At 57.0% G+C, this 20,803-nt stretch carries 20 protein-coding genes; 2 read left to right on the top strand and 18 right to left on the bottom strand.

Annotated features, from left to right (window positions below; genetic code table 11):
• Positions 1 to 2: 2 nt before the first annotated feature.
• From sucA to sdhC, 5 genes are all read right to left on the bottom strand, one after another.
• On the bottom strand, positions 3 to 2,810 hold the full coding sequence (gene sucA, locus AC6I8D_RS05620; RefSeq protein WP_312057626.1) for a 2-oxoglutarate dehydrogenase E1 component: 2,808 nt from the start codon (positions 2,808 to 2,810) through the stop codon (positions 3 to 5).
• 205 nt (positions 2,811 to 3,015) lie between these two features.
• A complete protein-coding gene (locus AC6I8D_RS05615) occupies positions 3,016 to 3,732 on the bottom strand; it encodes a succinate dehydrogenase iron-sulfur subunit (protein ID WP_312057627.1) in 717 nt (238 codons plus the stop codon).
• A 14-nt stretch (positions 3,733 to 3,746) separates the two neighbouring features.
• On the bottom strand, positions 3,747 to 5,513 hold the full coding sequence (gene sdhA / locus AC6I8D_RS05610; protein WP_312758044.1) for a succinate dehydrogenase flavoprotein subunit: 1,767 nt from the start codon (positions 5,511 to 5,513) through the stop codon (positions 3,747 to 3,749).
• Positions 5,514 to 5,861, bottom strand: a complete 348-nt coding sequence (sdhD, locus tag AC6I8D_RS05605; RefSeq protein ID WP_031374822.1) for a succinate dehydrogenase membrane anchor subunit — start codon at positions 5,859 to 5,861, stop codon at positions 5,514 to 5,516.
• Complete coding sequence (gene sdhC, locus AC6I8D_RS05600) at positions 5,855 to 6,244, bottom strand: succinate dehydrogenase cytochrome b556 subunit (protein ID WP_312053731.1); 390 nt, start codon at positions 6,242 to 6,244, stop codon at positions 5,855 to 5,857. The genes sdhD and sdhC overlap by 7 nt, the downstream gene beginning before the upstream one ends.
• A 631-nt stretch (positions 6,245 to 6,875) precedes the next feature.
• Between sdhC and AC6I8D_RS05595 the strand changes: the two genes are divergently transcribed.
• Entirely contained in the window at positions 6,876 to 8,159 is a 1,284-nt protein-coding gene (locus AC6I8D_RS05595) for a citrate synthase (RefSeq protein WP_233984890.1), read from the top strand.
• A 66-nt stretch (positions 8,160 to 8,225) separates the two neighbouring features.
• On the opposite strand, the gene nei is transcribed toward AC6I8D_RS05595, so the two are convergent.
• The 11 genes from nei to AC6I8D_RS05540 form a co-directional block, all read right to left on the bottom strand.
• On the bottom strand, positions 8,226 to 9,014 hold the full coding sequence (gene nei, locus AC6I8D_RS05590) for an endonuclease VIII (RefSeq protein WP_312053729.1): 789 nt from the start codon (positions 9,012 to 9,014) through the stop codon (positions 8,226 to 8,228).
• An 11-nt stretch (positions 9,015 to 9,025) separates the two neighbouring features.
• Positions 9,026 to 9,673 carry a pyroglutamyl-peptidase I gene (gene pcp, locus AC6I8D_RS05585; RefSeq protein ID WP_312053728.1) on the bottom strand — a complete coding sequence of 216 codons (648 nt, stop codon included), beginning with the start codon at positions 9,671 to 9,673 and terminating at the stop codon, positions 9,026 to 9,028.
• Positions 9,674 to 9,679: 6 nt separating this feature from the next.
• Positions 9,680 to 10,696, bottom strand: a complete 1,017-nt coding sequence (locus tag AC6I8D_RS05580; RefSeq protein ID WP_312053726.1) for a DUF979 domain-containing protein — start codon at positions 10,694 to 10,696, stop codon at positions 9,680 to 9,682.
• Positions 10,696 to 11,424 carry a DUF969 domain-containing protein gene (locus AC6I8D_RS05575; RefSeq protein WP_312758050.1) on the bottom strand — a complete coding sequence of 243 codons (729 nt, stop codon included), beginning with the start codon at positions 11,422 to 11,424 and terminating at the stop codon, positions 10,696 to 10,698. The genes AC6I8D_RS05580 and AC6I8D_RS05575 overlap by 1 nt, the downstream gene beginning before the upstream one ends.
• Before the next feature lie 55 nt (positions 11,425 to 11,479).
• Positions 11,480 to 12,217 (bottom strand): 5-oxoprolinase subunit PxpA, encoded by a 738-nt coding sequence (gene pxpA / locus AC6I8D_RS05570; RefSeq protein ID WP_312758052.1) that lies wholly within the window; start codon positions 12,215 to 12,217, stop codon positions 11,480 to 11,482.
• On the bottom strand, positions 12,207 to 13,139 hold the full coding sequence (pxpC, locus tag AC6I8D_RS05565) for a 5-oxoprolinase subunit PxpC (RefSeq protein WP_497819764.1): 933 nt from the start codon (positions 13,137 to 13,139) through the stop codon (positions 12,207 to 12,209). The genes pxpA and pxpC overlap by 11 nt, the downstream gene beginning before the upstream one ends.
• Positions 13,133 to 13,789 carry a 5-oxoprolinase subunit PxpB gene (gene pxpB / locus AC6I8D_RS05560; RefSeq protein ID WP_312758056.1) on the bottom strand — a complete coding sequence of 219 codons (657 nt, stop codon included), beginning with the start codon at positions 13,787 to 13,789 and terminating at the stop codon, positions 13,133 to 13,135. Before pxpB ends, pxpC begins: the two co-directional genes overlap by 7 nt.
• A 158-nt stretch (positions 13,790 to 13,947) precedes the next feature.
• Complete coding sequence (locus AC6I8D_RS05555; protein ID WP_312758058.1) at positions 13,948 to 14,691, bottom strand: type 2 GTP cyclohydrolase I; 744 nt, start codon at positions 14,689 to 14,691, stop codon at positions 13,948 to 13,950.
• An 18-nt stretch (positions 14,692 to 14,709) separates the two neighbouring features.
• Positions 14,710 to 16,134, bottom strand: coding sequence for a deoxyribodipyrimidine photo-lyase (gene phrB, locus AC6I8D_RS05550; protein ID WP_497819763.1), 1,425 nt, complete (start codon positions 16,132 to 16,134; stop codon positions 14,710 to 14,712).
• A gap of 12 nt (positions 16,135 to 16,146) precedes the next feature.
• The gene (locus tag AC6I8D_RS05545; protein WP_312053712.1) at positions 16,147 to 17,103 is read right to left on the bottom strand and encodes a YbgA family protein; all 957 of its coding nucleotides are present in this window, start codon (positions 17,101 to 17,103) and stop codon (positions 16,147 to 16,149) included.
• Between the two features lie 155 nt (positions 17,104 to 17,258).
• Positions 17,259 to 17,459 carry a DUF2517 family protein gene (locus tag AC6I8D_RS05540; protein WP_031374812.1) on the bottom strand — a complete coding sequence of 67 codons (201 nt, stop codon included), beginning with the start codon at positions 17,457 to 17,459 and terminating at the stop codon, positions 17,259 to 17,261.
• A 257-nt stretch (positions 17,460 to 17,716) separates the two neighbouring features.
• Between AC6I8D_RS05540 and kdpE the strand changes: the two genes are divergently transcribed.
• Positions 17,717 to 18,391 (top strand): two-component system response regulator KdpE, encoded by a 675-nt coding sequence (kdpE, locus tag AC6I8D_RS05535; protein WP_312758062.1) that lies wholly within the window; start codon positions 17,717 to 17,719, stop codon positions 18,389 to 18,391.
• A gap of 39 nt (positions 18,392 to 18,430) precedes the next feature.
• Here kdpE and pgm read toward each other — a convergent pair whose 3' ends face one another.
• Together pgm and seqA are read right to left on the bottom strand one after the other, a co-directional pair.
• Entirely contained in the window at positions 18,431 to 20,071 is a 1,641-nt protein-coding gene (gene pgm / locus AC6I8D_RS05530) for a phosphoglucomutase (alpha-D-glucose-1,6-bisphosphate-dependent) (protein ID WP_312758064.1), read from the bottom strand.
• Positions 20,072 to 20,096: 25 nt separating this feature from the next.
• Positions 20,097 to 20,645 (bottom strand): replication initiation negative regulator SeqA, encoded by a 549-nt coding sequence (gene seqA / locus AC6I8D_RS05525; protein WP_312758066.1) that lies wholly within the window; start codon positions 20,643 to 20,645, stop codon positions 20,097 to 20,099.
• Positions 20,646 to 20,803 lie beyond the last annotated feature (158 nt).

Below are 20,803 nucleotides of genomic sequence, written 5' to 3'. Positions count from 1 at the left end.
AATTAATCAACGTTCAGCGCGTCATTAACCAGGTCTTGCTGCTGTTTTTGGTGTACGGACATGTAACCCACGGCTGGTGAAGCGGATGCCGGGCGGCCTGCATAACGTAAGGTGGCACCAAATGGCACAACTTCACGGAAATGATGCTGGCTGCAGTACCAGGCACCCTGATTCAGGGGTTCTTCCTGACACCAGACAAAATCCTGCACATGGGAATACGCTTTTAAAGCTTCCTGTACCGCTTGATGCGGGAACGGATAGAGCTGCTCGATACGCACGATAGCGACATCGGTCTGCTCGTTTTTACGGCGCTGTTCCAGCAGGTCGTAATAGACTTTACCGGAGCAAAGCACGACGCGTTTAACGCCCTGCGGATCGAGATCGTCGACTTCGCCAATCGCCGGTTTGAAGCTGCCGTTAGCCAGCTCATCCAGCGTGGAGATCGCCAGCGGATGACGCAGCAGCGATTTCGGCGACATCACAATCAGTGGACGCCGCATTCCGCGCAGCGCCTGACGACGCAGCATGTGATAAACCTGCGCCGGCGTAGACGGCACGCAGACCTGCATGTTCTGCTCAGCGCAGAGTTGCAGATAGCGCTCTAGGCGCGCTGAGGAGTGCTCAGGACCCTGACCTTCGTAGCCGTGCGGCAGCAGCATGACCAGGCCACACATCCGGCCCCATTTCTGCTCGCCGGAGCTGATGAACTGGTCGATCACCACCTGAGCACCGTTGGCGAAGTCACCGAACTGCGCTTCCCAGATGGTCAGAATGCGTGGCTCTGCGGTGGCATAACCATATTCAAACGCCAGTACCGCTTCTTCTGACAGCACGGAATCCCAGACTTTGAACTGACCCTGCCCGCTGTGCACGTGATGCAGCGGAGTATAGGTCGAGCCGTTCGCCTGGTTATGGATCACCGCATGACGGTGGAAGAAGGTACCACGACCGGTATCTTCGCCCGACAGGCGAACCGGAATGCCTTCATCAACCAGCGTGGCGTACGCCAGGTTTTCAGCACCGCCCCAGTCAAAGGCTTTCTCGCCTTCGGCCATCAGTCGGCGATCGTTGTAGATCTTGGCGACGCGTGACTGAACTTCTACTTCTTCCGGCACCTGGCTGATACGCAGCGCCAGTTCCTTCAGACGTTTCATGTCGACCTGGGCCGGATACGGCTCGTCCCACTCGTGATTGAGGTAAGGCGACCAGGTAAAGGAGTGCAGGCTCATCGGACGCCACTCTGGCACCACGCATTCGCCGGCATCCAGCGCATCGCGGTAGAGATTGACCATTTCGGTCGCATCTTCCTGGGTCGCTACCCCTTCACTTTCCAGACGGTCAGCATAGATTTTACGCGGCGTCGGATGCTTTTTGATTTTCTGGTACATCAGCGGCTGGGTCGCACTCGGCTCATCGGCTTCGTTGTGACCATGACGGCGATAGCAGACCAGATCGATAAACACATCACGTTTGAAGGTGTTGCGATAGTCGAGCGCCAGACGGGTAACAAACGCCACCGCTTCCGGGTCATCTGCATTGACGTGGAAAATAGGGGCCAGCACCATTTTGCCGATGTCGGTGCAGTACGGCGTTGAACGCGCATCTTTCGGGTTGGAGGTGGTGAAACCTACCTGGTTGTTGATCACGATGCGAACGGTACCGCCCACTTCGTAACCGCGTGCCTGAGACATGTTCAGGGTTTCCTGCACCACGCCCTGGCCGATTACGGCGGCATCACCATGAATGGTGATCGGTAAAACTTTGTTGCTGCTTGGCTCTTCCAGACGGTCAAGACGGGCGCGTACCGATCCCATCACCACCGGGCTGACGATCTCCAGATGCGACGGGTTAAACGCCAGCGCCAGGTGTACCAGGCCACCTTCGGTTTCGACGTCAGACGAGAAGCCCATGTGGTACTTCACGTCACCGGTGCCGAGGTGTTCTTTATGCTTACCGGCGAACTCGTCGAACAGATCCTGCGGCTTTTTACCCAGCACGTTGATCAGTACGTTGAGACGGCCACGGTGCGCCATGCCAAGCACGACTTCGCGGGTGCCGCTTTTACCGGCATGACGGATCATTTCGCGCAGCATCGGAACCAGCGCATCGCCCCCTTCGAGGGAGAAACGTTTGGCGCCCGGGAATTTAGCTCCGAGATATTTTTCCAGCCCTTCTGCCGCGGTCAGCTCTTTCAGGAAACCTTTTTTCTCTTCGCGGCTGAATGACGCATGGCCCACTGCCGACTCAAGACGCTGCTGAATCCAGCGTTTCTCGTCGGTGTTGTTGATGTGCATATATTCTGCACCAATTGAGCCACAGTAAGTCTGGGTCAGCGCCTCGAACAGATCGGCCAGCTTCATGGTCTCTTTGCCGATGGCAAAAGAGCCGACGTTAAAGCTTTCCTGAAAATCGGCGTCGGTCAGATCGTGAAAAGCCGGGTCCAGATCGGCAACCCGATCCTGCTTCCACAGGCCGAGCGGATCGAGATTAGCGTGCTGATGGCCGCGGAAACGAAACGCGTTAATCAGCTGCAGCACTTTCACTTGCTTCGAGTTGGTTTCTGGATCGGAGACGGATGAGGTGTAACGAGATGCATCTTTCGCCAGGCGACGGAAGTACTCACGTGTGGTGGAGTGAAACTGCTCAGGTTTCATTCCGGTGCCCGGTAACTGTTGGAACATCGAGCGCCACACTGCATCGACAGAGTCAGGATCGGTCAGGAAATCCTCATAGAGTTGCTCTATGTAAGACTGGTTCGCGCCGGCCAGCCAGGAGGAGTCCAGCCAGGGCTTCATCGCGCTGTTCTGCATTGTGATCCCTTAAGCATTGCTATGCTTTTTTGAGGTTTCATTTGTTGCCGCTTTCGCGGTTTGCCGTAGTGAGTTCAGCGATACGAGCACTGTGCGCAGCGCGCGCGTGGCCCGTAAGGGAACCTTTGTAAACGTGGTACCAGACCGCGCTTACAGAGGCTTCCGTAAACCACCGGGAACCTGAGGTTCCCGGATGGTGTGGTGCTTATGCCCCGCGTTGCAGCAGCATCGACTTAATATGGCCGATGGCGCGCGTCGGGTTTAGCCCTTTCGGGCATACGCTCACACAGTTCATGATGCTGTGACAGCGGAATACACTGAAAGCGTCGTTCAGATTGTCGAGACGCGCATCGGTTTCGGTGTCGCGGCTGTCGATCAGGAAGCGGTACGCGGCCAGCAGGCCGGCAGGCCCGATAAACTTCTCCGGGTTCCACCAGAATGATGGGCATGAGGTTGAGCAGCAGGCACAGAGAATACATTCGTATAATCCATCCAGATGTTCGCGCTCATCCGGCGACTGCAGATGCTCACGTGCCGGCGGATTTTCCCCATTATTCAACAGGAAAGGCTTAATTTTCTCATATTGTGCATAAAACTGGCTCATGTCTACTACCAGGTCACGCACCACCGGTAAACCCGGCAGCGGACGGATAACAATTTTCTGTTTACCGTTGCCCAGCGCAGAGACCGGCGTGATGCAGGCCAGTCCGTTTTTACCGTTCATGTTGAGGCCGTCGGAGCCACAGACGCCTTCACGGCATGAGCGACGAAACGCCAGCGTCGGATCTTTCTCTTTCAGACGAATCAGCGCGTCCAGCAGCATCATGTCACGACCATCTTCCGATTCCAGGCTGTAATCCTGCATCCGCGGTTTGTCATCGACCTCTGGATTGTAGCGATAAATTGAAAACTCGAGTCTCATGATCGTCTCCGAAATTAGTAGGTACGCACTTTCGGCGGGAAGGCCGCGCGCAGTTTCGGCTGCATGTTCACCTCACGGCGCGTCATGCTCTCGGTTTCCGGGACATAAAGACTGTGGCACAGCCAGTTCTCATCATCACGATCCGGGAAGTCGAAGCGACTATGTGCACCGCGGCTCTCGGTGCGATAGTTAGCCGCCACCGCCGTGGCAAACGCCGTCTCCATCAGGTTGTCCAGTTCCAGACATTCAATACGCTGCGTGTTGAAGTCCGGCGAGCGGTCATCCAGACGCGCCGATTTCAGGCGTTCACGGATCACTTTCAGCTCTTCCAGGCCCTGCGCCATTGCATCGCCTTCACGGAATACCGAGAAGTTATTCTGCATGCAACGTTGCAGCGCTTTACGAATCTCAACCGGGTCTTCGCCGGTGGTGTTATTTTCCCAGCGGTTGAAGCGCGCCATCGCCGCATCAATATCATCTTCAGAGGCATCGCGCAGCTCGCCCTGCTCCTGAATGCTTTCCAGCAGATGCAGACCCGCAGCGCGGCCAAACACCACCAGGTCGAGCAGCGAGTTGCCACCCAGACGGTTGGCACCGTGCACCGATACGCAGGCGATTTCGCCCACTGCAAACAGTCCAGGAATCACCACGTCTTCACCCTGCTCATTCACCCGCAGCGCCTGACCGGTCACTTTGGTCGGGATACCGCCCATCATGTAGTGACAGGTCGGAATCACCGGAATCGGTTCTTTAATCGGGTCGGCATGGGCAAAGGTGCGTGACAGCTCAAGAATGCCAGGCAGACGTGATTCAAGCACCTCTTTACCGAGGTGATCGAGTTTCAGTTTAATGTGCGGCCCCCACGGACCGTCGCAGCCGCGACCTTCGCGAATTTCGATCATCATCGAGCGCGCAACCACGTCACGGCCCGCCAGATCTTTCGCATTCGGCGCGTAGCGTTCCATGAAGCGCTCGCCATGTTTATTCAGCAGATAACCGCCTTCACCACGGCAGCCTTCGGTCACCAGCACGCCCGCGCCAGCGATGCCGGTTGGGTGGAACTGCCACATCTCCATATCCTGCACCGGTACGCCTGCGCGCAGCGCCATACCTACGCCGTCGCCGGTGTTGATATGCGCATTGGTGGTGGACTGGTAGATACGGCCTGCCCCGCCGGTTGCCAGCACGGTGGCTTTGGCTTTGAAGTAGACGGTCTCACCGGTTTCGATACAAATCGCGGTACAGCCGACAATCGCACCGTCAGCATTTTTCACCAGATCCAGCGCGTACCACTCAGAAAAGATGGTGGTCTTATTTTTCAGGTTCTGTTGATACAGCGTGTGCAGCAGGGCGTGACCGGTACGGTCCGCTGCCGCCGCGGTACGTGCCGCCTGCTCGCCACCGAAATTCTTCGACTGGCCGCCGAACGGACGCTGGTAGACACGACCATCATCCAGACGCGAGAACGGCAGGCCCATGTGTTCCAGCTCCAGAATCGCTTCCGGGCCGGTTTTACACATATATTCAATCGCGTCCTGGTCACCGATATAGTCGGAGCCTTTGACGGTGTCGTACATGTGCCATTCCCAGTTATCTTCATGGGTATTACCCAGCGCGACGGTAATACCGCCCTGCGCAGATACGGTGTGGGAACGGGTCGGGAAAACTTTTGATAACAGGGCACAGCTCTGGCCGGCCTGGGAGATTTGCAGTGCGGCTCGCATTCCTGCGCCACCTGCGCCGATCACCACGGCATCAAACTCTCTGATTGGCAAACTCATTTACACACCCCACACCACAACAAATCCATAAATCGCATACCACAACAGCGCCACCACAATCACAAACTGCAACACCAGACGGGTTGGCAGCGATTTGACGTAGTCTGTTAACACCTGCCACATGCCAATCCAGCCGTGGATCAGAATCGAGAACAGCGTCAGCAGGGTGAACACTTTAGTGAATGCGGAAGCGAAGAAGCCACGCCACAACTCATAGGTCAGCGTGTCAGTCATCACAACAAAACCGAGGATATAGACGATGTAGAGCGTAATCAGAATTGCGGTTGCCCGCAGCAGCAGCCAGTCCTGGATACCGTTGCGACCCAACGCGGATGCATTGCTTACCATACGAGGACTCCCGCCAGAATTGCCAGCACGACAGTGATTACAAAAGTCATATAAGCTGAACGCTTACCCACCTGCAGGGTTTCAGCCAGATAACCAAAATCCATCAACATATGACGAATCCCGCTCACCGCGTGGTAGGCCAGCGCCGTTAAAATGCCCCACATGATAAACTTCGCGAAGAAGCCATCCATGATGGTAGCGGCGTGCTGGAAACCTTCCGGAGAGGAGAGTGAGAGACCGAGTAGCCACAGCAGGATGCCAACAGCAACCAGGGTGATTACGCCGGAGACGCGGTGAAGAATGGACGATATTGCAGTAACGGGAAACCGGATCGTCGAGAGATCCAAGTTGACAGGTCTTTGTTTTTTCACGGTTTTGCCCACACAGCTCTTTTTTATTTTGCTTCCTCCGGACCTGAGGCGGAGTCTAATCACAACGCGTGGCAGACTTTAACCGTCACCAAAAAAGCAACATCCAGTGTTAATTGACGCGGTAGAAACGCTGGGTGGCTCCTGGTGTCAGGGTGTTCCGGAGACCTGGCAGGAGTATAGGAGGATCACATTCTGATTACAATTCCCCTACAAACTCTTTGGTAAATTTTAGATGGAACAGTGATCCTACTCACGATTTTCACAATTGATACAATTTTAATTATCTGATTTGACAATAGTTCAACAATTCAGTTACAAACTAACGCTACAAATTCCTATGATGCACAAAAGTTATGGGGATACACTTTCCCCTAAGCGCAAGTTATGTAACATTGCGAACGTAAGCATTAAAAAGCATCAGGTTATTGGTTACCAAGAAGTTATGTCCTGACCGGATCTTTAACAACCGCGATATGCAGCATGTCATGGCTCTACGGTTCCTGCTGGGAACGCGCCTCTCACTCTGTACCCTGCACCAGCCATAAGACAGCAGAGTGATGCTGTGAAGTTTTGCCAACCGCAACATGAACGCGTTTCAGGTGTCTAAAGATCTTTACCTGCCTAAGGCGCTATGGAGACGAAAATGACAGATAAAAAAGTGACGCTAACCCTACAAGATGAAACGTCCGTTGAACTGGATGTGCTGCAAGGCACGCTAGGCCAGGATGTGGTTGATGTCCGCGCCCTCGGCTCCAGTGGACTGTTTACCTTCGATCCGGGTTTCACGTCTACCGCATCCTGCGAGTCAAAAATCACCTTTATTGATGGTGATGAAGGTATCCTGTTGCACCGCGGCTTCCCGATCGCCCAGCTGGCGACCCACTCCAACTATCTGGAAGTGTGCTACATCCTGCTGAATGGCGAAGCGCCAAATCAGAAGCAGTTTGAAGAATTCCGTACCACCGTTACCCGTCACACCATGATTCATGAGCAGATTACCCGTCTGTTCCACGGCTTCCGTCGTGATTCACACCCGATGGCGGTGATGTGTGGCGTGACCGGCGCGCTGGCGGCGTTTTACCACGACTCGCTGGACGTTAATATTGAGCGTCACCGCGAAATCGCCGCGTTCCGCCTGCTGTCCAAAATGCCGACCATGGCCGCGATGTGCTACAAATACTCCATCGGTCAGCCGTTTGTTTACCCGCGTAATGACCTCTCTTATGCCGGTAACTTCCTGCACATGATGTTTGCGACGCCGTGCGAAGAGTACAAGGTTAACCCGGTACTGGAACGCGCTATGGACCGTATCCTGATCCTGCATGCTGACCATGAGCAGAACGCCTCAACGTCAACCGTGCGTACTGCCGGTTCTTCTGGCGCTAACCCGTTTGCCTGTATCGCCGCCGGGATCGCCTCCCTGTGGGGACCGGCGCACGGCGGTGCCAACGAAGCGACACTGCGCATGCTGGAAGAGATCAGCACCGTTGAGCACATTCCTGAGTTTGTGAAACGTGCGAAAGACAAAAATGACTCCTTCCGTCTGATGGGCTTTGGTCACCGGGTTTACAAAAACTACGACCCGCGCGCCACCGTGATGCGCGATACCTGCCATGAAGTGCTGAATGAGCTGGGTATGAAGGACGATCTGCTGGAAGTGGCCATGGAACTGGAACACATTGCGCTGAACGACCCTTACTTCATCGAGCGCAAACTCTATCCAAACGTCGATTTCTACTCCGGTATTATTCTGAAAGCGATGGGAATTCCTTCCTCAATGTTCACCGTAATCTTCGCGATGGCGCGTACCGTTGGCTGGATCGCGCACTGGAAAGAGATGCACGACGAAGGGATGAAAATCGCCCGTCCACGTCAGCTCTATACCGGTTATACCGAGCGCGAATTCAACTCGCAGCTGGATAAATAAGCGTTATTTTTCAACGAAAAAGCGGGGCCATCTGGCCCCGCTTTTTTTATGGCTGCCGTCAGGCACTCAATGCTGACAGCCCGGACACCAGTAAAAAGGGCGCGACGATAAGGTGCCCTTCTCAATCACCGTGCCACAACGCCGGCATTTTTTCCCCTGACGGTGAAACACCTCGAACTGAAATGCCGCTTCATGATGATATTTCTTCATCGTGCCGCGCATCCGATAAGCATGACGCGGCACCGACAGTAGCGCATCGCTGAATGCGGTCAGCTGATCCTCGGTCAGATCCTGCGCCCGGTGATGCGGCAACAGCTGCGCCAGCCAGAGGATCTCAGCCCGCAGGTAGTTGCCCAGACCGGCCAGAAAAGCCTGATCGAGCAACAGTCCGCTGAACTGACGCCGCCGGAAGCGCGGTGATAGCAGCCGCTGTCTGACCTCATCCACCGTCAGCGCGCTGCTCAGCACATCCGGGCCGATGCGGTTAAGAAACGGGTGTGCCGCCAGCGTATCGGCATTTAGCAACTCAATATCCGACGCGCTATACAGCAGAATCGCCCGATCGGCGGTCGCCAGCCGCACCCGTAACTGTCGGGTGGTCTGTAATGCCGTTTCGGGCGTGACGATGCGCCAGACGCCATACAGCTGATTGTGGCTGTAGAGCGTCAGGCCATTGCTGAAATGTGTCAGCAACGCCTTGCCGCGGGTCTCAATCGCCTGCACCTGTTCGCCAATCAGCGCCGGTTCGTAAGTTTTCAGCGCCGGAAAGGCAAACCACGCCTCGGTTAACGGCTGGCCGACAATCGCGGTCTCAAGCTGATCCGCCACCCGGCGAATCTCTGGTCCTTCAGGCATCGTGCATCCTCTTAGTGTGTGGCGCCGCCGGCTATTTTCAGATCTTCAGCGGTCTCGAGCGTCACCCGGACCGCAATTTCCAGCGCCTGAATCACACTGGCGACCGACATGCTAGGCGCACCAGGGTGCAACGCCGCCTGCTCCGGCAGATAAGGGATGTGGATAAAGCCACCGCGCACCGGCGTCTGCTGCTGGGCCAGCCAGTGCAGCAGACCATACATCACCCGGTTACAGGTAAAGGTCCCGGCGGTCTGTGACACCGAGGCGGGAATCCCCGCCTGACGCAGCGCGGCCACAATCGCCTTGATCGGCAAACGCGAGAAATAGGCCGCCGGACCGTCAGCCACAATCGGTTCATCAACCGGCTGATGGCCGGCGTTGTCGGCAATACGCGCATCATCCACGTTGATGCCGATGCGTTCAACGGTAATGTCGCTGCGTCCGCCCGCTTGTCCTACCGACAGAATCGCATCCGGTTTCACCTCATCCAGCGCCTGGTAAAGCACATCCAGCACCCCGGCAAACACCACCGGCAACTGACGGATAACGATTCGCGCGCCAGCAATCTCTTTGCCTTCCAGCGCACTGACCGCTTCCCATGACGGGTTAATGCTTTCACCGCCAAACGGTTCAAAGGCGGTCATCAGGACAGTTTTCATTCAGCCTCACAGGAACATCAGGAAATAGAGCAGGAAAATGTTAACGATTAACAGTAGCACACCGGTCGGGACCTGAGCTTTGATCACCGCGTTACGATCCGGCAGCTCCAGCAGCGCCGCCGGGACGATGTTGAAGTTAGCCGCCATCGGCGTCATTAGCGTTCCGCAGTAGCCGGAGAACATCCCGATGGCTGCCATCACCGCCGGATTGCCGCCGTGCTGCAGCACCAGAATCGGAATGCCGACGCCCGCCGTGATAATCGGAAACGCAGCAAAGGCGTTGCCCATCACCATGGTCAGCAGCGCCATGCCACCGGCATAAACCGCCACCGCGATAAAGCGACTGTCGACCGCCAGGTACGTTTCGGTCAGATGGGAGATCGCACTGCCGACGCCAGCGCTGGTAAACAGCAGCCCCAAAGTGGCGAGGATTTGCGGCAGGATAAATGCCCAGCCAATAGCATCCAGCAGCCGTCGGGTCTCCTGCATCGACTGCACCGGTTTCTCATGCGTCAGTTTCAGCGCCACCAGCCAGCCGATCAGGCAGCCGATCATCATCGAAAACAGCGTCACCAGCGTCGCGTGGTTACCAGGACCAAACACCGTATCCTGTAAGCCCGGGATATGGTTAAAGGCCAGCACGCCCGCGACCGTCACCACCGGGATCGCCAGGGCAGGCAGGAACAGTTTATTGCGCAGGCGCAGCGCACTGGCCTGCTTCTCCTCATCGCTACGCTGATGATAACGGCCAAGCTTAACCCCGCCTAAACCGGCAATCAGCGCCATCACCACCACCGCAACCCCGACGCTAATGTTCAGCATCCGGCTGCCGGCGGCTGCCGATCCCATCCACTGCGTCATCAGTTGTGTGGTCCAGTCGCCAACCAGGAAAATCAGGCCATACAGCGCCCAGAACAGGCCGGTGGTTAAACGGCGCGGGTTGGCGCGATCGCCCCAGGAGAGCACCGCCACTACCAGCAGGATCAGCCCTGCCAGCCACATCAGATATTGTTGCTGAAACATCACTGCCCTCCTTTGGCTTTCAGTGCCTGGCCGTTCAGCACCTGTAACTCACGGGCTAACCGCCGATCGAGCCGTACCAGGCGGGCCGAGTGGATCAGGAAGGCCGCTACCGCGGTCGGGATACCCCACAGAGCAATGTGCAGTGGTTCGGTCTGAATCCCGGCCGACTCCTGCATAAAGTTGTGCATAAAGATAATCGCGCCAAAGGCGACGAAAATATCCTCGCCAAAGAACAGGCCGACGTTATCAGTCGCCGCCGACATCGCGCGCAGACGATGGCGCACCTCTGGCGAAACTTCACCATAACGGTTTTCCGTCGCCCCTTCCGCCATCGGAGCCAACAGCGGGCGCACCATCTGCGGATGGCCACCGAGGCTGGTCAGGCCGAGCGCTGCTGTCAGTTCGCGCACCAGCAGATAGACGATAAGCAGTCGGCCAGCGGTAGCGGTTTTAATCTGGGCGATCCACGCCTGCGCTCGCTCCTTCAGACCGTGACGCTCCAGCAGGCCGATCACCGCCAGCGGCAGCAACAGAATCAGCGGCAGGTTACGGGTGTTGAGAAAGCCCGAACCGAGCTTTTCCAGAATGTCGGCTAACGGCATCATGGCCGCTAAGCCGGTGACGAAACCGGCGACAATAACCACCAGCACCGGATTAAACCGTAATACGAAGCCGATAATGATGGCTGCAATGCCAAGCAGCGGCCAGAGATTTACCACGCTATCCATCTTTTCCCCTTAAAGTATGAAAAAGCCCGGGCACAGCCGGGCTAAGCATTATTATTCAGGCACTGGTGACGCTGATTTGCTGGGCGGCAAAGGCATCACGCAGCCGCCGGGCAAACTGCAGGGCGTGCGCCCCGTCGCCATGTAAGCAGACGGTTTGTGCCTTAACCGCGACCCATTCCCCGCTGATACTTTTTACCTTGCCCTGCTGCACCATGTTCAGCGTCTGGTCGATCGCCTGCTGTTCATCCTCAATCAGCGCACCGGGCTGGCTGCGCGGCACCAGCGCCCCGCTGCTGAGGTAACCGCGATCGGCAAACACCTCTTCACGGGTGCGCAGGCCATAGTGAGCCGCCGCCCGAATCGATTCACTGCCCGCCAGACCGACCACTATCAGCTGGCTGTCCACCGCTTTAATCGCGCGGGCAATGGTGTCGGCCAGCACCGCATCCGCCGCCGCCTGGTTGTACAGCATGCCGTGCGGCTTAACATGAACCAGCCGCGCGCCTTCGCTTTCTGCCAGGCTCTTTAGCGCACCGATCTGGTAGATCATCTGGGCATAGACCGTTTCCGGCGGCAGCTGCATCGCGCTGCGGCCAAAGTTTTCGCGGTCAGGAAAAGCCGGGTGTGCGCCAATCGCTACCCCGGCGTCTTTCGCCCAGCGGATTGATTGCAGCATGGTCTGGGCATCGCCGGCATGAAAGCCACAGGCGATGTTGGCCGAGCTAACCAGTTGCAGCAGCGCACGGTCGCTGTCGCAGCCTTCACCGAGATCGGCGTTTAAATCAATTTTCATTAGCGAGTCCCCACACCATCTGGTCCAGCGCACGCTGCTGATGCTGACGCGCCTGCATCGCCTCCGGCAAAGTGCAATGAATAAAGTGAATCGGTTCACCCAGCCGGATTTGCGCCAGGTGATAGAGGTCAGCCTCAATAATGCAGGCGATACGCGGATAGCCACCGGTGGTCTGAGCATCGGCCATCAGCACAATCGGCTGACCGTTAGGTGGCACCTGCACCACGCCCGGAACCAGTCCGTGTGACAGCAGTTCACGCGGGGTTTCCCGGTTGAGCTGACGCCCCTCCAGTCGGTATCCCATCCGGTTACTTTGCGGACTGAGTTTCCACGCGGTACGCCAGAACGCCTGCTGCGCCTCGCGGCTGAATTCATGGTATTCCGGGCCCGGCAGCGCGCGAATGCGGTTGCCCCACAGCAGCTGCCGGACGCCTGCTTTGCGCGCAAACTGGCGGGTCGGTTTACCCAGCGGCAGGCAATCGCCATCCTGCAGCCTGCGCCCGTGGAACCCGCCAAATCCGGCTTTCAGATCGGTGCTGACAGAACCGAGCATCGCTGGCAGATCGAATCCGCCCTGCACTGCCAGATAGCTCCGCATGCCATGAACCGGCATCGCCAGCGACAGCACCTGCCCTTTTTTGACCTGCGTGCGCCAGCCGGTCCACACCGGCTGACCATCCAGCTCCGCGTTACAGCCAGCGCCGGTCAGCGCAAACCAACCATCACGGGCAAACTCCGCTTTAAACTGGCCGAGCACCACCTCCAGCACCGCGCTGTCTGGCGCATTCCCTACCAGTAAGTTGGCGGTGGTCATCGCGGGCTGATCCAGTACCCCACCGAGGCTGATACCGTACTGTCGCCAGCCGTGACGGCCCGCATCCTGAATGGTGGCCGCCAGTCCGGCCCGCAGGATCCTCAACATACGCCCTCCTTCTGTGGCACGAAGCGCACCGTATCGCCGGGTCGCAGCAGCGTCGGCGGTTGCTGCAGCGGATCAAACAACGCAACCGGCGTCTGACCGATGAGCTGCCAGCCGCCCGGTGACGCCAGCGGATAGACACCGGTCTGGCTGCCGCCGATACCAACCGATCCGGCGGGTACGGTGACGCGCGGCTCTGCCCGACGTGGGATATGCAGACGCGGATCCAGCCCTCCCAGATAGGGAAAGCCGGGCTGAAAACCGATGAAATAGACCACGTATTCGGTACTGCTGTGCAACTCCACCACCTGACAAATGGAGAGTCCGGCATGTTCGGCCACCACCGCCAGATCGGGGCCGCTCTCGCCGCCATAAATAACCGGGATCGCCACCTGACGCGATTCCGGTATCTGCACTTCACTCTCTTCCCACCAGCGCTGCAGCCGCTCAATGGCGTCCAGCGCGCTCTGCTGTGGATCACGCAATATCAGGGTGATGTTGTTCATGCCGGGGATCACCTCCTGCACGCTATCGACCGCCTGCAGGCGCTGGTTCAGACCCCAGATTCGTTGCTGGCTGGCCAGTGAGATGGGTGGTTCAAGTTCCAGCACCACTGCGCGTTCACCCAGTAAATAACAACGTGCTCGTTGCAACAGCGACCTCCCGTTGAGCTGAAATCTCGCGTGCCAGACCGTTTCCGGCGCACGGTTCAGCCGTGTGCTTATCTACTTAAAGCAAACAGTTATGCGAAAGTGACGGAGATGTGTCAACAGATTTAGGTCCTGCGGCTGGCGCAGGACCGGAAGTGGGATCAGGCAGGATTAGGAATATCGATGAAGGTCACATCCAGACCGTGGTGTTGCGCCAGCCAGTCGCCCAGCGCTTTGACGCCACCGCGCTCGGTCGCATGGTGTCCGGCAGCGAAGAAGTGCAGCCCCTGTTCACGCGCGCTGTGAATGGTCTGCTCCGACACTTCACCGGTCAGGTAAGCATCTACGCCAAAGGCAGCCGCCTGATCGATAAAGCCCTGGCCGCCGCCGCTGCACCAGGCGATGCGGCGAATCAGTGCCGGCGCGTTGTCGCCACAGTGCAGTGGCTCACGTCCCAGCTTATCGGCAATGCGATCGGCCAGCTGCTGGCCGGTGAGCGGCTCGGCCAGTTCACCCCAGAACACCAGCGGCATCACTTCGCCGCGCACCTCAATATCCAGCAGCTTCGCCAGCTGCGCGTTGTTGCCTAACTGCGGATGGGCGTCGAGCGGCAGATGCCAGCCATAGAGGTTAACGTCATTGGCCAGCAGCGTACGCAGGCGACGACGCTTCATGCCTTTGATCGCGGCCGGTTCGTTTTTCCAGAAATAACCATGGTGCACCACTATCGCATCGGCCTGACGCGCTACGGCTTCATCCAGCAGTGCCTGACAGGCGGTGACGCCGGTGATCACCGTTTTGACTTCGCTGCGTCCTTCGACCTGCAAGCCGTTTGGGGCGTAATCACTGAAGTTGTGGCTCTCCAGCTGCTGATTGATCAGCGTCTCGAGTTGGTAATGATTCATCGTGGCTCCTTGATCGCCTCAGGCCGCACTTTTAGCGCGCTCAAAGGCGTCTAATGTCTTTTTACGTGCGCTCTTATGTTCCACGATCGGTGGCGGATAATCGAGTTTCTTGTGATTTTTCGCGGCCCACAGCAGCGGCTGATGAATATCGCTGTCCGGCACCTCTGCCAGCTCCGGCAGATAGTGGCGGATAAATGCGCCCTGTGGATCAAAGCGTTCACCCTGCGTGGTCGGGTTGAAGATGCGAAAATAGGGTGCGGCATCGGTGCCGGTCGAGGCTGCCCACTGCCAGCCGCCATTGTTCGCCGCCAGATCCCCATCTATCAGCTGCTGCATGAAGTAGCGTTCACCGTCGCGCCAGTCAATCAGCAGGTCCTTAACCAGAAAACTGGCGGTAATCATTCGTAGCCGGTTATGCATCCAGCCAAGCGCGTTGAGCTGCCGCATCGCTGCATCCACAATCGGATAGCCGGTTTTCCCGGTTTTCCAGGCGTCGAAATGGGCGGCTTCAGTCTGCCATTCTACGTTTCGCGTCCAGCCAATAAAGGGTTGGTGTTTGCACAGCGCCGGATACGCGACCAGCAGATGACGATAGAACTCGCGCCAGATCAGCTCATTCAGCCAGCTAAACGCCCGGCTGTTATCCAGCGCATCAGGATGCTCATGCAGCACGCGGTGTAAGCACTGGCGTGGCGAAAGCACGCCGGTCGCCAGATAAACCGATAACCGGCTGGTGCCATCCCGCGCCGGCAGATCGCGCTCGGCCGGATAGTCCAGCACCGGCTGGGTTGCGAACTGCCGCAGGCGTTTCAGGGCTGCGGCTTCGCCGGGCGGAAACAGCGTCTGGTCAACGCTGTCGGTCGGATAATCAAACGGTGGAATCGCCGGGTTTTCCAGCGGCGCGCCGGGACGCGCTTTCGGCGCGGGCACACACTCCGGCAGGCTTTGCTGCAGGCGGCGGACAAACGCTTTGCTAAACGGGGTAAAAACTTTATACATTGAGCGGTCACCGCTCTGTACGCTGCCAGGTGGCAGCAGCAGGCTGTCATCAAAACCCTGACAGATCACGCCCGCCTGATCGAGACGCTTCTCGGCGTCAGCATCGCGCTGACGTTCGTTGACTTCATACTGATAGTTGTAGAAAAGCTGGTCGACCTGCTGCTGCTGGCAGAAGCTGACCAGGTAATCGACCGCATCACCGAAGGTATCGCACGCCTGATAATGCAGCGCAATGCCCCGCTCGGCCAGCGACGCCGCCAGCAGTTGCAGGCTGGCATGAATGAATGCCGCCTGGCGCGGCGCCATGTCGTGCTGCTGCCACTGTTTCGGCGTAGCGATATAGAGCGCAATCACCTTTGCTTCACTGTCGCGGCAGGCAGCATGCAGCGCCAGATTGTCGTTGAGGCGCAAGTCGTTTCGCAGCCAGACCAGATGGGTGGTCATAACACTCCTGAATTATTGTCCGTAACGTAAACGCAACGCTTCCGGATAGGGGTCGAAGTAGCGTTGCTCAGCCAGCCATGGATGCGGGAACTCCGCCATGTAGTGCTTCAGAATGGTAATCGGCACCAGCAACGGCTGGGTGCCCTGGCGGTAACGATCTATCAGCGTCGCCAGTTCCTGCCGCTGCGGTGAGCTGAGCTGGCGGCGGAAATAACCCTGAACGTGCATCAGAACGTTGGTGTGATTACGACGCGAGGCGGGTCGTGACATCAGCGCCATCATGCGATTACGGTACTCGAAGGCAAACGCATCCAGCGATTCCCACTGGCTCATCGAGGCGACAAACGGCCCCAGCTCGCGGTATTTCTCCTGCGAATGGGCCAGCATCAGTAATTTATAGCGGCTGTGGAAGGCAATCAGGCGGTGACGGGTCAGGCCGCTTTGCCACATCTGATTGAATTCGTGCAGCGCGCAGATCCGGCCAATGAAGTTTTCACGCAGCGCGGGATCGTGCAGTCGCCCATCCTCTTCCAGCGGCAACCATGGCATTTCACGCTGCAGGAATTCGGCAAAAATGCCGGTGCCGGCTTTGCGATTGTTGTTGGTGTCCGGCTCGTAAACCCGCACCCGCTCCATGCCGCAGCTAGGGGATTTGGCGCACAGGATATAGCCTGATAGATGATGCAACGATTTCACGCGCTCGGCTGACCAGTCACGCATCCGATCGGTCACCTCTTCCCCGCCATCTTTGCTGAAGCACAGATGCAGTTCATCATCGCCGTGGTTAACCAGGCGTAAGGCTGGGCGCGGCGTTGGCAGGCCAATCGCCATTTCAGGGCAGATCGGCTCGAAACGCACAAAAGGCGTGAGATCTTCGGTAGCAAAAGTAAGGCGCTTGTGTCCACCGTCAAATCTGACGCTCTCACCAAGCAAGCAGGCACTGATTCCGACCGGGATTTTTTTGCTCATACTTGTACAACCTCCGAAATCTTGTAGAGGTTTAAGTGTAGCGTAAATCAGCCAGGAAGACAGCGTTAAGCCAGGGAAAAGCGCGGTTGTTTTAAGAAAAAACGCAAAAAAAAAAGCCTGGTCCAATGACCAGGCCGATTCAGCAGATGTCCGTCTTACCAGAAAGCGCCGCCAGCGGCTTCTGCTTGCGCCAGCCATACCGGCTTGGCGCTGGTTTTGCACCACATCCGATGCAGATAGCTGTAGAAGCGGGCGCGGTCGCGACGGAACAGCATCACGGGTAACGCAACAACGCCGAGAAGGACCACCAGCGTGCGACGCAAAATGATTTTGGAACGTGGATAAGCCTGATACATGGTTATCGCCTCCCGGAGAGTTATAAGGTTCGAATGTGATCTGTGTCTAAGATTACGCCTGATTGTGTAATTTTACTACTCATCAGACCACTTATTTACCCGAAAATGTGTCGTTTAAGAATTGACCTGTAATTAAGTTACATGAATGTTATTTCAGGGTTGCGAACAGGTTTAAATCAACCCAGCGTTGCCGGCACGGACGGCAGAAAAATTTGTTGGTAAAGTAGCGCATCACTGTTTATTCAAGGCAGGTTTGCGTGACCACGGTTTTGATCGTTGAAGATGAAAAAGAGATCCGCCGTTTTGTGCGGCTGGCGCTGGAAAATGAGGCACTGAAAGTGTTTGATGCCGATACCCTGCAGCGTGGCTTGATTGAAGCCGCCACCCGTAAACCCGATCTGGTGATCCTCGATTTAGGCCTGCCAGATGGCGATGGCACCGATTTTATCCGCGACCTGCGCCAGTGGAGCGCGATGCCGGTGATTGTGCTGTCGGCACGCAGCGACGAGCAGGATAAAATCGCCGCGCTGGATGCCGGCGCAGATGACTATCTGACCAAGCCGTTTGGTATTGGGGAACTGCTGGCTCGCGTCCGGGTGGCTCTGCGGCGGCACAGCAGCCAGCAGCCCGACGCCCGCGTCACCTTTGCCGATGTGAGTGTTGATTTTGCTGCGCGCCGGGTACAGCGCGGCGGTGAGGAGATTCATCTCACCCCGATTGAGTTCCGCCTGTTGAGTATTCTGCTGAATAACGCCGGCAAAGTGCTGACCCAGCGCCAGCTCCTGAGCCAGGTGTGGGGACCGAATGCGGTGGAGCACAGCCACTATCTGCGCATCTATATGGGGCATCTGCGGCAGAAGCTGGAAGCTAACCCGACCCAGCCGATGCATCTGCTGACGGAAACCGGCATTGGCTATCGCTTTATGCCATAAAAAAAGGCGCCAGAGGCGCCTTTTTCATTGCCCGATTTCTCAGGCGTTTTTCAGTACTTCGCTGACAATCTCTACCGCTTCTTTCTCAATCTGCGCGCGGTGTTCCGCACCCAGGAAGCTTTCACAGTAGATTTTGTAGGCGTCTTCGGTGCCTGACGGACGCGCAGCGAACCAGCCGTTGTCGGTCATCACTTTCAGACCACCAATCGACGCGCCATTGCCTGGCGCAGCGGTCAGACGCGCGGTAATCGGGTCGCCCGCCAGCGTATCGGCGCTCACCATCTCAGGTGACAGCTTCGACAGCGCGGCTTTCTGCGCAGAGGTTGCGGACGCCTGCAGACGGTTGTAGCTTGGCGCACCAAAGCGCCCGGCCAGTTCATCGTAATGCTGCTGCGGGTTTTTACCGGTGACCGCCGTAATCTCGGCCGCCAGCAGACACATGATGATACCGTCTTTATCAGTTGACCATGGCGTGCCATCGAAACGCAGGAAAGAGGCACCTGCGCTCTCTTCGCCGCCGAAACCAAAGCTGCCGTCATACAGGCCATCAACAAACCATTTAAAGCCAACCGGCACTTCCACCAGCTTACGGCCGATGTCGTTAACCACCCGGTCGATCATTGCGCTGGACACCAGCGTTTTACCGACGGCAACATCCTGGCCCCACTGTGGACGGTGCTGGAACAGGTAATTGATTGCCACGGCCAGATAGTGGTTTGGATTCATCAGGCCTGCCGGAGTGACAATGCCGTGACGGTCATAATCCGGGTCGTTACCAAACGCCAGATCGAACTTGTCACGGTAAGCCAGCAGACCGGCCATAGCGCACTCAGAGGAGCAGTCCATGCGGACCACGCCATCTTTATCCAGATGCATAAAGCGGAAAGTCTGATCGACAGCATCATTCACCAGCGTCAGATCCAGCTTGTAGTGCTCGGCGATACGCTGCCAGTAAGCAATACCGGAACCGCCCAGCGGATCAACACCGATTTTCAGACCGGCTTTCTGGATTGCCGGGAAGTCGATGACCTGTGCCAGACCTTCAACGTAAGGCTGAATCAGATCTTTCTCGACCACGTGACCGCTGGCCAGAGCCTGATCGAGAGGCAGGCGTTTAACCTCTTTCAGGCCATCTTTGATCAGCTGATTGGCGCGATCTTCAACCACTTTAGTGACGTTGGTATCAGCCGGTCCGCCGTTAGGTGGATTGTACTTGATGCCGCCATCTTCCGGTGGGTTGTGTGAAGGCGTGATCACAATGCCGTCGGCCAGCGCGCCGCCGGCTTTGTTGTGCTCAAGAATGGCGTTAGAGATGGCAGGGGTCGGCGTATAGCCATTATCCTGCTGCACAATCACATCCACGCCGTTCGCCGCCAGCACTTCCAGCACCGACAGGATCGCCGGCTCTGACAGCGCATGAGTATCTTTACCCACGTAGCACGGACCGGTGATGCCGTTCTTTTTACGCTCTTCGGCAATCGCCTGCGCAATCGCCAGAATGTGCATCTCGTTGAAGCTTTGACGCCCTGCGCTTCCGCGATGGCCAGAGGTGCCAAATTTCACCGCATGTTCCGGGTTCGCCACGTCGGGCTGCAGGACATAATACTGTGAGGTTAATTGTGCAACGTTAATCAAATCGCTCTGCTGGGCGGGTTGCCCGGCACGGGGGTGATTGGCCATTGGCGCTTCTCCCTGACGCTTCAGTTTAAATGGTGCCGCAAACTTTCTCTGTCAGTTCCTGCGGGAACTGCATTGAGAGCATGATGTGTTCGATCATGCTGCATTTGCGACCGGTATTGGTATTGGTGATCACCCAGTACGGTGTGCCGGGTACATGCTTCGGCTTAGTATGGGTGCCATTTTGCAACAGCGTATGCTCATCACCTGCAAAATAGACGCGGGTACGGCCCTGCAGTGATGCAGTTGCCTCAGCAAAGGCTGCAGTATCAAGACGATAGAGCGTTGACAAGATTAGCATAAAGCGATTAACCGCCCGCTTCTGCTCCGCATATTCATCAGAAAGCATCAGTTCACGCATGGCGCGTACCCGATCCTGCGGACGTGATCCAGCCACGGCAGGCTGAGCTTCTTTCGCCGCACCGGGGGTCGCATTTTGCGCCGGCGCAGCGGGTGCTGCCTGACCGGCCGTGAACTTCAGCATACGACGCAGAATGTCGGATGCGCTTTCACCAATGTGTTGCGTGTGGCTGGCAATATAACGGTAGAGCTCTTCGTCAACTTCGATCGTTTTCATCTTATTCCGTACGGTTCTTTCTCATGACAGAACCACTTGTTTCCTGAAAAGCCCTAAGCAATGTTTGGCGATTCGAAGGGTGAGCGGGTTCTAACATGAGGATTATAAAGTTAAATTCAGGCGGGTTGTTAGCAATCAAACGGTTTACGGGCAAAAGT

Source organism: Pantoea sp. X-Soil-MYKO-1785 (assembly GCF_059730675.1).
The sequence above is the reverse complement of the archived record's forward strand: the minus strand, read 5'-3'. Positions and strand labels throughout refer to the sequence as shown.